The sequence below is a fragment of the Lysinibacillus antri genome, from assembly GCF_003977595.1.
Lineage (GTDB): Bacteria > Bacillota > Bacilli > Bacillales_A > Planococcaceae > Ureibacillus > Ureibacillus antri.
In genome coordinates this window covers 61,565-74,748 of record NZ_RYYR01000019.1, presented here as the reverse complement: position 1 = coordinate 74,748, position 13,184 = coordinate 61,565, and the positions used below count along the sequence as shown (strand labels likewise).

Annotated in this window: 14 protein-coding genes, 2 rRNA genes and 1 riboswitch; of the genes, 14 read left to right on the top strand and 2 right to left on the bottom strand. The window is 38.5% G+C overall.

Going from position 1 to position 13,184, the window contains the following annotated elements; genetic code table 11:
- Positions 1-87: ribosomal RNA gene (locus tag EK386_RS13785) — 23S ribosomal RNA — on the top strand; the annotation flags it as partial.
- A gap of 127 nt (positions 88-214) precedes the next feature.
- A 5S ribosomal RNA gene (gene rrf, locus EK386_RS13780) occupies positions 215-330 on the top strand.
- Between the two features lie 53 nt (positions 331-383).
- Here rrf and mutT read toward each other — a convergent pair.
- Entirely contained in the window at positions 384-779 is a 396-nt protein-coding gene (mutT, locus tag EK386_RS13775; protein ID WP_126659753.1) for an 8-oxo-dGTP diphosphatase MutT, read from the bottom strand.
- A 125-nt stretch (positions 780-904) separates the two neighbouring features.
- On the opposite strand from mutT, the gene EK386_RS13770 reads away from it, so the two are divergent.
- Together EK386_RS13770 and EK386_RS13765 are read left to right on the top strand one after the other, a co-directional pair.
- Positions 905-1,861, top strand: coding sequence for a hypothetical protein (locus tag EK386_RS13770; RefSeq protein WP_126659752.1), 957 nt, complete (start codon positions 905-907; stop codon positions 1,859-1,861).
- A 341-nt stretch (positions 1,862-2,202) separates the two neighbouring features.
- Positions 2,203-3,558, top strand: a complete 1,356-nt coding sequence (locus EK386_RS13765) for a M20/M25/M40 family metallo-hydrolase (RefSeq protein WP_158674428.1) — start codon at positions 2,203-2,205, stop codon at positions 3,556-3,558.
- Between the two features lie 41 nt (positions 3,559-3,599).
- Here the strand turns inward: EK386_RS13765 and EK386_RS13760 are convergent, their stop codons facing one another.
- A complete protein-coding gene (locus tag EK386_RS13760; RefSeq protein ID WP_126659750.1) occupies positions 3,600-3,788 on the bottom strand; it encodes a hypothetical protein in 189 nt (62 codons plus the stop codon).
- Positions 3,789-3,952: 164 nt separating this feature from the next.
- Here EK386_RS13760 and EK386_RS13755 point away from each other — a divergent pair, with 164 nt between their 5' ends.
- The 10 genes from EK386_RS13755 to EK386_RS13715 all read left to right on the top strand — a co-directional run bounded on the left by EK386_RS13755 (position 3,953) and on the right by EK386_RS13715 (position 13,152).
- The gene (locus EK386_RS13755) at positions 3,953-4,234 is read left to right on the top strand and encodes a hypothetical protein (RefSeq protein WP_126659749.1); all 282 of its coding nucleotides are present in this window, start codon (positions 3,953-3,955) and stop codon (positions 4,232-4,234) included.
- Positions 4,235-4,403: 169 nt separating this feature from the next.
- On the top strand, positions 4,404-4,598 hold the full coding sequence (locus EK386_RS20495; RefSeq protein WP_246027674.1) for a helix-turn-helix domain-containing protein: 195 nt from the start codon (positions 4,404-4,406) through the stop codon (positions 4,596-4,598).
- Between the two features lie 90 nt (positions 4,599-4,688).
- The gene (locus EK386_RS20490) at positions 4,689-4,979 is read left to right on the top strand and encodes an LmrA/YxaF family transcription factor (protein WP_246027673.1); all 291 of its coding nucleotides are present in this window, start codon (positions 4,689-4,691) and stop codon (positions 4,977-4,979) included.
- 126 nt (positions 4,980-5,105) lie between these two features.
- Positions 5,106-5,306, top strand: a riboswitch (cobalamin riboswitch).
- A gap of 166 nt (positions 5,307-5,472) precedes the next feature.
- Positions 5,473-6,450, top strand: coding sequence for an ABC transporter substrate-binding protein (locus EK386_RS13745; protein ID WP_500683797.1), 978 nt, complete (start codon positions 5,473-5,475; stop codon positions 6,448-6,450).
- Positions 6,416-7,486: a FecCD family ABC transporter permease gene (locus EK386_RS13740; RefSeq protein WP_126659747.1), complete on the top strand. Its 1,071-nt coding sequence runs from the start codon at positions 6,416-6,418 to the stop codon at positions 7,484-7,486. Before EK386_RS13745 ends, EK386_RS13740 begins: the two co-directional genes overlap by 35 nt.
- Entirely contained in the window at positions 7,483-8,868 is a 1,386-nt protein-coding gene (locus EK386_RS13735) for an ABC transporter ATP-binding protein (protein ID WP_126659746.1), read from the top strand. Before EK386_RS13740 ends, EK386_RS13735 begins: the two co-directional genes overlap by 4 nt.
- 20 nt (positions 8,869-8,888) lie before the next feature.
- Positions 8,889-10,259, top strand: a complete 1,371-nt coding sequence (locus tag EK386_RS13730; protein ID WP_126659745.1) for a cobyrinic acid a,c-diamide synthase CobB — start codon at positions 8,889-8,891, stop codon at positions 10,257-10,259.
- A gap of 6 nt (positions 10,260-10,265) precedes the next feature.
- Positions 10,266-10,808, top strand: coding sequence for a cob(I)yrinic acid a,c-diamide adenosyltransferase (locus EK386_RS13725; protein ID WP_126659744.1), 543 nt, complete (start codon positions 10,266-10,268; stop codon positions 10,806-10,808).
- 18 nt (positions 10,809-10,826) lie between these two features.
- The gene (locus EK386_RS13720) at positions 10,827-12,362 is read left to right on the top strand and encodes a cobyric acid synthase (protein ID WP_126659743.1); all 1,536 of its coding nucleotides are present in this window, start codon (positions 10,827-10,829) and stop codon (positions 12,360-12,362) included.
- Positions 12,334-13,152, top strand: coding sequence for a cobalamin-binding protein (locus EK386_RS13715; protein WP_126659742.1), 819 nt, complete (start codon positions 12,334-12,336; stop codon positions 13,150-13,152). The genes EK386_RS13720 and EK386_RS13715 overlap by 29 nt, the downstream gene beginning before the upstream one ends.
- The last annotated feature ends 32 nt before the right edge of the window (positions 13,153-13,184 follow it).

Sequence of the window (13,184 nt, the reverse complement as noted above, 5' to 3'; positions counted from 1 at the left end):
TCAAAGACGATGAGGTAGATAGGTTCGAGGTGGAAGTGTGGTGACACATGGAGCTGACGAATACTAATCGATCGAGGACTTAACCAAATCTTGAATACGCAATCAATGTCTTTATCCAGTTTTGAGAGAACGAACTCTCAAGTAAATAAAGGTTCTTCGCCTAAAAGCGCAACATCCATGTTGCAACGGCGAAGTCAGTACATCCATGTACAAGTCTAGTGATGATGGCAAAGAGGTCACACCCGTTCCCATACCGAACACGGAAGTTAAGCTCTTTAGCGCCGATGGTAGTTGGGGGCTTCCCCCTGTGAGAGTAGGACGTTGCTAGGCAATCAAAAACACCACTGAGTTTCAGTGGTGTTTTTTTATAAATCAATCGAAGTTTACTGATTTCTAGATATTTTCTTCACTGCGGGTATATCCGCGGGTGCAAAATTAAGTTTCTCAATTTCTTCTCTCGGAACCCATCTAACTTCTGCATGTTCTAACGCAACCGGTTGTCCTTGTACTAATGTTGCTTTATAAGTTTCTAAACGCACAACCACTTCTTCATATTCATAAGTAGTGTCTTCTACTTTTTTATCCACTTCAATAACACAATTGAACTCTTCCTTAATTTCTCGAACTAATGCTTTTTCAGGGGTTTCGCCTGATTCGATTTTTCCACCAGGAAATTCCCAGTAGTTGGCTAGTGACATGTCCGACCCTCGTAATGCACAAAAGATTTCTTTGTTTTCGTTTTCAATAATTGCTCCTACAACATGTACTTGTTTTTTCATTATTTTTCACCTAATTTCAATTGATACTTTAATATTAACGAATTTCCAAGTATTGATCATCTACTGTTTACTTTTTTGTGATGAGAACGTTAAATTAAAATAATATGAATAGGTAGGTGAAGTCGATGGGGGATCAATATAATCCGTTTCAAAATGCAGAATCTACGATGGAACAACTGCGTCAGCAAAAAGCGGCCTTAGCACGGAAAAGGAATCGTTACCAAGATCGACTAGATAAAACAGGGGAACGTTATCTTGAAAAGAAAAAACGAGAGCTTAGGAATCGTTTTGTAAAAATCCTAAAGAAAGATAAAAAGAATGCGGAAGTTCGCTATCGTTTTGGAATGTTTCTAATGGATTATAAGGAGTATTCACAGGCTATAAAACATTTTGAAGAGGCAATAAAGGTGCATGATAAAGTCAGGTGCACCTTCCCGTTAGAAAAGGCACAACTATTGAAGGCTCATATGTTTATTGGCTATTGTGCAGGAAAGTTAATCAAGGGGAGTCTCGAAAAAGTAGAAGAGTTAAATATTGAAGAAGCTTCAATGGATTACAATTTAAAAGTAGAAGGTCGCGATATCTATGAAGTGCTGATGATGCTAGAAAATGCTTCTGAACATTATACGGCTTACCAAAATGGTAAAAAGCGAATTCTTTCATTGGAAGAATATTTACAATATAAAGCAGGACTTCATGGAAATACGATTCTAATTAGTTTTGTAGAAAAAGAAACCTTTATCAAAGTTGGACAATATGAAAAGCGTAATGTACCAGCAGATTTGGCGGCATTGCTGCTTTTTCAATTGGAAACAATCTTTAAAAAAGGTATTGTGACGTATGATGATTTACGATTTGAGTATGAGTCTACTAAAACGTGGGCTACACATCGTCGGTATGTTTCACGAATAAATGAACTAGCAAAATTATCAGAAGAAGATGAAAATGAGAAGGTATTTACTATTCCTCAAGGTACATTCTATAATCTTTCCCCACAATGCTTTGAACTTGCTACAACGAACTATATTGTTGTATTACGACAAAGCCAATTTTATGAAGATATATTTGATCAATTTGAATAAGTGATTAAAGGGGAAGGAAAAAAGCACCTTCATTTTTTATCCCGCATTAACGGGCAGTAATTTATCTGTACCGAAAGCTTTAGCGACAGGTACAAGACTCCCACCTCAAGACTTAAGTAAAACAAAAAGGATAGGTGGGAGATCAACTGCTGGCATGCGCCCGATTAGTTCAACTAACAATCCGTGGGGGATGAAGAAAACCCCCACGGATTGAAGTTTCACTTTATGTAATGCCTTGCAATAACTCAATTCAAGTCGAGACAATCATTGTCCCAGCCATTTCTTATACTTACATTACAAAGTTCCACAAAAGGAACAACATAAGAAAAGGAGCGGGTACAATGACAAAGTTTACAGTGAAAGAATTAATGACGCATTTTGGGTTTCTAATGGAGGAAAGTGATTTAGGGATTCGCCTTAGTGATCCGAATGAACAAAACATCCTGCATTTCCATCAAGTACTGGATCAACTAAAGGGACTGTCATTTACAGATGAAATGGAAGAATCAACCTTCATCGGAGTGTTAGAGGAATTTTTCGAATCCACAGGTGAAATGCTTTATCCTTTTGATCAACTTGAGCTACATACAGTGGACATTTACATCCGTGGGCTAGTCATGCAATTGAATCGATTAGGGTGTGCCACTACAGGTAGTTGTGATGGTCATGACCGAAACAGAGCGCATATTTATTTTGTGAATTCACATGCAGCAAAGAAGGCAGCTATCCTATTAGATCGATTTAACGCACCATGTCATTTAAATCGAACGCATATTACATTCACGGAAAGCCGTTATGAACTACCTCAGCTTGCAAGTCAATTGGCAGGATTAACGGTTGAAGACGCCGAGGGTATTTTCAATCAAAATAATCCGTTAATGAAACAGTTTGAGTATTTCACATTGTTAGAGCAGTTACTTTCGATTAATGGTCCAAGTGGAGAAGAAGATAACATTCGCACATTTGTAATTAAGCAATTAACACCATATGTGGATTACTTGGAAGTTGATCATTATGGAAATGTTTTGGCACAAGTAAAGAAAGGGAATGGCCCAACTGTATTATTAAATGCTCATTTGGATACGGTCGATAATTTTGCGCCTGACCGCACGATTTTAAAAGACAACCATATTTGGACGGCAAGCGAGGGAATATTAGGAGCGGATGATCGCGCAGGCGTTTGTGTCATTCTAGCTGTTGCACAAACTCTTCAAAATAGCACTTTCCGTGGTACGATGAAGTTTGCCTTTACGGTAGAAGAAGAAATTGGTTTAGTTGGGGCAAGACAACTGGCAAAGTCTTTCTTATGGGGTGTAGATATGGCTTTTGTAGTGGATAGAAGAGGGATTGGCGATATTGTGACGTCTTGTGGGGGCTATATTTCATTCTGTACAGATGAGTTTGCTAGAAATGTTAAACGTATTGGTCATCATGTCCATCGAAATCGTTGGAACATTGTGGCAGGTGGAAGTAGTGACACACGTATCTGGGCGGAACAAGGTATCAATAGTATTAATCTATCAGCGGGCTACAATTATGAACATACAAGTAACGAAATTCTTGATATAAAAGCAAACTATGGTACTTATGAATTTGTGACGCAATTACTTGAAGAAAGCCGCTACTTAAAGCAAGTGATTAGAAATCGCAATGATCGAAATAGAATACGTACAGTCAACCGAGGGAATATCGGTTAAAAGCAACAAGCAGCTTGGACTAAAACAAGCTGCTTGTAAACTTATGAAGGTCTTTCATCAAGAAAAGGTCTGTCATCATAAACAACGACGTCATAATCCTCAAGAATTGTGCTGTAATCATAGCCCTTTTCATCCATAATACTCTCTAAGTATGTTTTACATTGGTTTAACTGACCTTGCATGGAATTGAGCATTGAATACATGTTGAATAAGGTTGTTTTATCCTGCATAACGGTTCCTCCAGCGTGTATTATTTCTATACGTAAAGAATCCCCTTAACAGTAGGTTTTATTCAAAGTGATAATGAGTTGGGATTTCGCAAAAGTTTGACGACAACAGTTAATTCATGTAGGGTTCAAAGGGAATCATGTCACAAAGAAAAGGAGTTTCCAAAATGTTACTAGCTCTATGCATCTTAGTTTTAGCCATTGTTTTGGCAATTTCCTTAAGTCGCAATCAACATCTAAAGAAGAAATTCATCATTTGGGGAACTGCAATAATTGTCTTCATTGCGCCGTCACTAGCCTGGACGCTAGGCATTCTCTTTGGTATGAATGAAGGGGATGGATTTATTGGCATGACGATTATGATTTATGGATTTGTATTCCTAGAAGTAGTGGGCTTTATCATTCTTTATTTTGGGATTTTCAAAAGAGAGAATATTAATCGCTACTAAATTAAAAGTAATTCTGCTATTGCTGATAAGAATGAAGCTATCGTATAAACAAAATGTTGGTATGAAAATCTAATACTCAGAGTAGAAATCTCGAACACTCACACTTTTTACTTAGCTTGAACTGATGGAAATAATCTTGTTAAAATAGTTTTAATAGCACGAAGAGAGAGTGAGAACATGGAAGTCAATACAAGAGAAAAAATCCTTATCGCTGCTTCAAGATTATTTCGTAGGCAAGGGCTATCATGCAACGACGTTAAATCAAATCTCAAAAGAAAGTAGTACACCGTGTGGATCGGTCTATTATTATTTTGAAAATAGGAAAGAACAGTTAGCCCAAGAAACCATTTTACGAACAGGATAAATTATTAAACAACGAATCAAACAAGCATTAGAAAAAGAGCCTGATGCAGCAACTGCTATTTCTGCCCATCTCAAGAATAAGGCAATTGAGATGGAGCAACAAAAGGAAACGACGGATATTTTCTCATTAGTCGCTATTGCGAGAGAGGTTTCTGACTCCAATGCACAACTTCGTAAAACATGTGAAGAAGTATATGATAGCTGGATTGCTATATTCGCTCAAAAAATAAAAGATTCTGGTTACACTGAGGAAGAGGCACAAAATTTAGCTGTTGCCATCCAAGCGTTAATTGAAAGTGCTTATGCACTCGTTGTATCTCACCAAAATGCTAAGCCAATGCACATCGCCAGTGAACAAATTTTCAAATTATTAAAGCGTTAATATTCTAACTTTTCAAAGGACTTTGCTCTAAATTGCAACGTCCTTTTATAAAGCGACTCTATTGAACTAGGTATCTAATGTTTACATTGGATAGGCATTCAACTATAATTGCCTTTAGAACAAAAATTTAATACGAGACAAATAGGTTTCTTAACAGATTTTAACAATTCTTTTAAGACTAAGAGGGAAGTTGGTGCAAGTCCAACACGGTCCCGCCACTGTAAGCGAGTAGGAAGGTTATAAGTATCCACTGTGTTTTAAACATGGGAAGGAATAACCGACTAATGATTCGTAAGTCAGGAGACCTGCCTATTATGTTGTTTAAACTTCCTCGAGGAAAGGAATGTTTAAAGCGCAGGTGCAAACAATTTTTTGCATAATAAAGTCTACTAGACGATTTACATAAAACTGCCTTTAACGAAACGCTTTCCATTCGAGGAGAAGCGTTTTTTTGTTTTAAAAAAAGAGGAGGCAAAATAAAATGAACGAAATCATGAAAAAATGGGGGCTTTTCTGTAGTACCCTACTATTAAGTATGGGGATTCTTGTAGGGTGTGGGTCACAAGAAGAAAAAGCGCAAGACGAAACGACGACGGATGCAAAAACAGAAGAAACGTCAAATGCTACAAATGAATCATTCCCTGTAACAATTACAGATGATGCAAATAGAGAAGTTACAATTGAAGAGGCGCCAGAAACAATTGTATCCATTCAAGCAAGTAATACGGAAATCGCATTTGCCCTTGGATTAGGGGATAAAATCGTTGGTGTTTCAGATTATGATAATTATCCAGCAGAAACAGCAGATATTCAAAAAGTTGGAGCACAAGATATTAATGCGGAGCTTGTCTTAACTATGATGCCAGATATGGCGCTTGTAACAGATTATCATTACAACACACATCCACAAGTTTTAGAACAATTTGAAGAAGCGGGTATTGATGTAGTAGTTATTGGCGGTGCAGAATCTTTTGCAGATGCGTATGACAACATTGCAATGATTGGTCAAGCTACTGGAACAACAGATGAAGCAGATAAAATCATTGCGGATATGAAAGAACGTCTTGAAGCCATCAAAGACAAAGCAGCATCCATTACAGAGAAAAAACGAGTGTGGGTGGAAGTGTCACCTGCTCCAGATATTTTTACAACAGGGAAAAATACATTTATGCACGAAATGCTTGAATCAATCAACGCTACAAATGTCGCAGAAGAGCACGATGGTTGGGTGAAATTAAATGAGGAAGAAATCGTTCAATTAAACCCGGATGTCATTATTACTACTTACGGCTATTATATAGAAGATCCTAAGGCTGAAGTGCTTGCTCGCGAAGGTTGGGCTGAAGTACCTGCTATTAAAGAGGGCAACGTATTTGATGTTGATAGTGACACTGTTACTAGACCAGGTCCTCGTTTAATCGAAGGAGTCGAGTCACTTGCGAAATTTATCTATCCAGAAACTTTTAAGTAATAAAATTATATGGCTTTATATTTTAAGTGGAGGGCTCTTACTAGGTACGAGCCTTCTTGGTTTATTTTTAAGTAGTGTAACAGTCCCGATCCCTACTATATTACATATTATTTCAGAAAAAGTATTTCATATTGGCTGGCTTGAAGAAGTACAAAAGAATGAAGAAATGATTATTTGGAATATCCGCTTACCACGAGTGGTGCTTGCCTTTTGTGTGGGTGCGTCACTTTCTTTAGCTGGTGCTGCATTCCAAGGGTTATTACGAAATCCATTGGCAGATCCTTATACAATTGGTGTTTCTTCAGGTGCTTCGTTAGGTGCAGTTATCGTATTATTTTTCCAGTTTTCTATTATTGGATTAGGAACGTTTACACTTCCAATTGTTTCAATTATTAGTGGACTACTTACGTTACTTGTTGTCTTTGGTCTTGTTCGTTTGAGTAGTCGAAGTTTAGCCGTTGAAACGATTATTTTAGCCGGTATTATTATTAGTTCATTTATTGGTGCTCTTGTTTCCCTCATTATTTCGTTAGGTGATAAAGATGCCATGACACAAATCATTTATTGGTTATATGGAAGTGTCGGTATGCGCGGATGGGATTATGTTCAGCTTATCATTCCGTTCATGATTGTGGGGGCATTTATACTGTTTTATCATTACCGGGAATTAAACGCCCTAGCACTTGGTGAAGAGGCGGCAGATCATATTGGGGTAGATGTGAAGAGAGGGAAAACCTTTGTGTTAATCGGTGCTTCTTTATTAACAGGTGCAGCCGTAGCGGTTTCAGGGTCCATTGGTTTCGTTGGATTAGTTATACCTCATCTTGTTCGTCTCATTGTAGGGCCTAATCACCGCCATGTACTGCCACTTTCGATGTTAATTGGCGGGTCATTCCTTATTTCAGCGGATTTGATAGCAAGGGTATTAATTGCACCGAAAGAATTACCAATTGGTGTAATAACAGCTTTAATCGGTGCACCAGTCTTTGCGTTTTTATTAATTCGAGAAAGAATCGGGAGGGGAAGTAACAGATGATCCATATTCAAAATTTAGTTGGCGGTTATTCGAAGACTCCCATCATCAAAGGCATTGATTTAGAAATAAATAAGAGTGAATTTTTTGCGCTTCTTGGACCAAATGGAAGTGGGAAAACAACTATTTTTAAACTGATTACTGGTCAACTTCCGATTATTAGCGGAAGCATCTCCATTGCGGGTAAAGAAATTTCATCATTCTCGAAGCTAGAAAAAGCAAAGAAAATAGCAGTTTTAACACAGGAAGTTCAAGTTTCGTTCGACTATACGGTTGAAGAGATTGTCAGTCTTGGACGGTACCCTCACCAGAAGGGCATTTTAAAGAATCTTTCAAAACATGATCTAGAAGTGATTGAAGAGGTTATGGAAATTACAAAAGTAAGCGAGTTTCGAAAAAAACAATTCCGTACAATTAGTGGGGGCGAAAAGCAACGCGTGTTGTTGGCCAAAGCGCTCGCACAGGAGCCAGAAATTTTACTTTTAGATGAACCGACCAACCATTTAGATATTAAACATACGTTTCAAATTTTGGATCTTTTAAAGACGCATCAACATGTAAAAGGATTGACGATTTTCTCTATTCTGCATGATTTGAACGTCGCCTCACTTTATGCAGATCGTTTTGCTTTATTAAACAATGGATCGCTATTAGAAGTAGGCGATGTTAACTTACTTCGAAACGAAGAGCAATTACAACACGTTTACCAGGTACAAGTGAACGCCCAATCACATCCAACTGTACCGAAGCCACAACTACTTATGACGCCAAAATTCGTTGAAGAAGCCAAGTCACCCTCTTTTGTAAATGGTTATGAAATCAAACAACAACATGATTTTGTGCATGTGCATTTTGAACAACCGCTACGCACCATTTCAAACGGCATAGTAGGTGATGGCATCCAGTGGCTACAACATTTTTGTCAAGTTCATGCAGCATATAATCCTTCTAATGAAGAGCTATTACAATGGTTCGAACAAAAGGATCTTCCATCAAAGCAAACTTCAGTCATGATGACGACGCAACGGTTAGAAAATATCGTTGTAGTAGAGCGTCAAGTAGAAGGGATTCAAATGATGATCATGGCCATGTCAGAAGTTGGAATGAAAGGTGCTAAAGGAAAAGTGAATATGATGCTTTTCATGGATGCACATTTTTCTGACGGTGCCTTAGTGAATGGTTATATGATCGCAACGGAAGCAAAAATGAAAGCTTTACAAGAGTTGAATATAGCTACTTCATCGGATTCGCTTTTACTAGGTCTGACACAAAATGGTGAGGTGCAATCTTCGGCTAGCTTAGAAAATCGTGTTGGAAAAGCGATTCATGATATGGTTTATAGTGCCACAAAAGAAGCGGTACAAAAAAATCTACAACTTGTTTAATTAGGAAGGGGCCCCGAGCAGTGACAGATAGACGAATAGTAATAGCAGGTACAGGAAGTGGAGTAGGAAAAACAACATTGACGATTGGCTTAATGGCGGCGTTAATGAAGCGCGGTCTCACAGTGCAAGGTTTTAAATGCGGTCCGGACTATATTGATCCGTCTTATCATACATCCGTTACAAAGCGAGTATCTCGTAATTTAGATAGCTGGATGCTGACAAAGGATGTCGTGTTGGATGTATTTACAAATGGTAGTAAAGGGACTGATATTTCAATCATTGAAGGGGTAATGGGTTTTTACGATGGAAAAAACCCTGAAACAAACGAAGGCAGTACTGCAGAAATTAGCGTCATCACCAAAAGTCCTGTATTGCTCGTTGTCAATTGTGCAAGTATGGCTAGAAGTGCTGCGGCCATCGTGAAAGGGTTTCAATGTTTTGCGGAAGGTCCAAATATCGTTGGGGTTATTGCGAATAAAGTTGGCAGTGAGGGTCATTTTCAACTTGTTAAACAAGCGATTGAGAAAGAGTGTGGCATACCGGTAATTGGTTATTTAAAGCGAGAACTTGATATCGAGATTCCAGAGCGCCACTTAGGATTGATTCCTTCTTTAGAAAGAGGGGAACTCGATCCGTTCTTTGATAAATTAGGAACGCTCATTTCAGAAAGTATTGATATTGATCGGTTACTGGACATTTCAGTTGCAAAAACCTTACCAAAGAACCAATCCTCTATTTTTGAAAATAACAAAGAAGCAGTCGTGAAAATTGCTGTAGCAAAGGATACGGCTTTTAATTTCTACTATCCAGAAAACTTAGAGTTGATGGAAGCAAGAGGGATAGAACTCCTTTACTTCTCTCCACTAGCTGACGAGGCTATACCTGAAGATGCGGATGGGCTCTATATTGGAGGAGGATTCCCTGAAGAATTTGCAGAAATTCTAGCGGAAAATGAAACATCAAAATATTCGATAAAAAAGGCGATCGAAAACGGAATCCCAACTTTAGCTGAATGTGGTGGGTTCATGTATTTAACACAATCTATTGAAACTACCGATCATGAAAAATTTAACATGGTAGGCGTTATTCCAGGAAAAGTACAAATGCAGAATAAACTTGCTGCATTAGGGTATAGAGAAATCAGTGGGCAAAATGCAAATTATCTCCTCATCGATTCAAAAGCAAAAGGACACGAATTTCATTACTCAACGTTCCATTCAACAGAAGAAGCAATTCCATATGCATATGAAACGGTTGGTATGAGAGGTAAGAAACAAGAAGGGTACTTGCTCCACAATCTCGTTGCAGGATATACACATTTTCATTTTGCTTCATGCCCTGAGATGGTGGATCGTTGGATTGAAAAATGTATAGAAAATAGACGGAGGTAGTATGTCATGGGTGAAAAGCAAAAGGGACTAACATTAGTGTACACAGGAAATGGCAAAGGGAAAACAACGTCATCGATAGGATTAGTGGTACGCGCAGTTGGTAGAGGATTGAATGCAAAAATCTTTCAATTTATTAAATCACCAGAACGTACATATGGAGAACAAATTGCCCTCAAGAAATTGGGTGTTGAAATGGTGCAACTCGGAATTGGTTTTACATGGACAAAAACACCAGAAGAACATCGAGAAGCGTTACGAAAGGCTTGGCCAATCGTAAAAGAAGCAGTGATGAGTGGAGAATATGACCTTGTTGTTTTAGATGAATTAAATAATGCATTAGCGATTAGTACATTCCCCATTGATGATGTGCTACCACTTAATGAAGTAACGGATTTAATTCAAAATAAACCAGCTCATGTCCATCTTGTCATTACAGGTAGAGATGCAAAGCAAGAAATTAAAGACGTAGCGGATCTTGTTTCAGTAATAGATGTCGAAAAACATTATTATGATGAAGGTGTACCTGCTGTAAAAGGAATCGAATTTTAAAAGTAGGAGTGAATCCATATGAAAAATTGTCTGCCTTTAATGATTCAAGGAACCCATTCAGATGCGGGAAAGAGTGCACTTGTTACAGCATTGTGCCGTATTTTCGTTCAAGACGGCTTTAAAACAGCTCCGTTTAAATCACAAAATATGGCGTTGAATTCCTACATCACAGTAGATGGTAAGGAAATCGGGCGTGCTCAAGGTGTACAAGCGGAGGCCTGCAGAATCGACGCGACAACGGATATGAACCCCATTTTAATTAAGCCAAGTGGTGTAAACCATTCTCAAATTGTTGTTCATGGAAAGCCATTTCGAAATATGGAAGCTGGGGAGTATCGACAAGATTTTTTTCAAGAAGGGTTAAAGTTAATTCGTGAATCCTACGAGCGACTAGCTTCTTCTTATGAACGAATTATTATTGAAGGAGCAGGCAGTCCCGCAGAAGTGAATTTAAATGATCGGGAACTAGTAAATATGCGAGTGGCTCAAATTGCGGATGCACCGGTCATTTTAGTAGGGGATATTGAAAAAGGTGGCGTATTTGCGAGTTTAGTAGGGACATTGCAGCTACTTGAAGCAGAAGACCGAAAAAGAGTGGTAGGAGTCATCATCAATAAATTTAGAGGCGACGTCACGTTACTACAGCCTGGACTCACATGGTTTGAAGAATATACAGGTGTGCCCGTTTTAGGTGTCGTTCCGTATATCGATAATTTATTTATTGAGGCAGAGGATTCAGTTGTGTTAAGTAGGTACACATCACAAAAGGATTCAACAAAAGATCTTGATATTGCAGTGATCCGTCTCCCAATGATTTCGAACTTTACTGATATTGACCCATTCTTTGAGGAAGAAGATTGTCATGTGCGTTTTGTGAAATCAGTTGATGAATTAGGGGACCCAGATTTAGTAATCATTCCGGGTAGTAAAAATACAATTGAAGATATGCAATTTTTACAAAATACCGGACTTGCTAACCGAATTTTGAACTTAGTAGATCAAGGTGTAGCGGTATTTGGCATATGTGGCGGTTATCAAATACTAGGTGAAATGATTTCGGATCCATATGGCGTTGAATCCGCACTTCAAAGTATGGATGGGCTAGGCTTAATTCCGATGAAAACGACAATGACTCAAGAGAAGACAACGGTTCGTTCAGAAGGAATTGCCTACGTAGGAGAAGAAGTGATTCCAGTTTCAGGTTATGAAATTCATATGGGGGAATCGCTATTTGAAAAGGAATGTCAACATTTGATTCACTTGTCGGATAGAAGTGAAGGGTTTATTTCGTCTAACCATCAAATTATCGGTACTTACTTCCATGGGATTTTCCACAATGACTCTTTCCGTGAAGTAATTTTAAATGAGTTGCGGCTAAAAAAAGGGTTAGAACCAATCGAAAATCGTGTCTCTTTTGCGCGCAAAAAAGAAGAAGGGTTCGATTTACTCGCTCAAGTCGTTCGGGAGCATGTTCAAATCGAGCGAATCTATCAAATGATGACGGATTATCAAGAGGGGGAATTGGATGCGGTTAATTTCAATATGTCCAAGTAATACGGAATTGGTCGGCTACTTAGGGTTAACGTCTTCGCTCGTAGGGGTAGATAATTACTCAGATTGGCCGGAAGAAATTCATAGTTTACCGAAACTGGGTTCTGACTTGGCAATTGATATGGATCAAGTAGAAGCATTACAACCTGATTTAGTATTGGCGTCGCTTTCGGTACCAGGGATGGAACGTAATATTGAAGAATTAAAAAAGCGCAATATCCCACATGTTATTGTCCCGAACCCGAAATCATTAACAGAAGTAGGGGAAAGTTTATTATTTGTTGGAGAAGTAACAAATACGTCGGACAAGGCAAAACAGTTATATGAGAAATACAATGGAATCATTGCACGATACCAATCCCTTAGTAAACAAATAGAAAAACCGACATCCCTTTATTGGGAATGGTGGGCAAAACCGATTTTTACCCCGGGTGCGGCGAATTGGATTACGGAAATTAGTCAGCTTGCTGGGGGAAGAAATGTATTTGAAGATCATCCACAGGCTAGTGTCAAAACGGATTGGGAAGTAGTAAAGCAAAAAAATCCGGAAGTGTTCTGTGTCATTTGGGTAGGGGTGCAGAAAGAAAAAGTAAATCCTAAGGTCATCCTAAAGCGTCCAGAAGCTGAACAAATGCAGGCCATTCAAAACAATCACTTGTATATTTTGGAGGAGCCGTTATTTTGTAGACCATCGCCCAAGTTATTAATGGGTTTAAGTAAAATTGCGAGCATTCTTCATCCACAAGTTTATCCCCCATATAACGAGGGTTTCGATCCGTTATTAGAAGAATAGTAAAGATGCGTTTTCCACGATTAAGTGGAGGC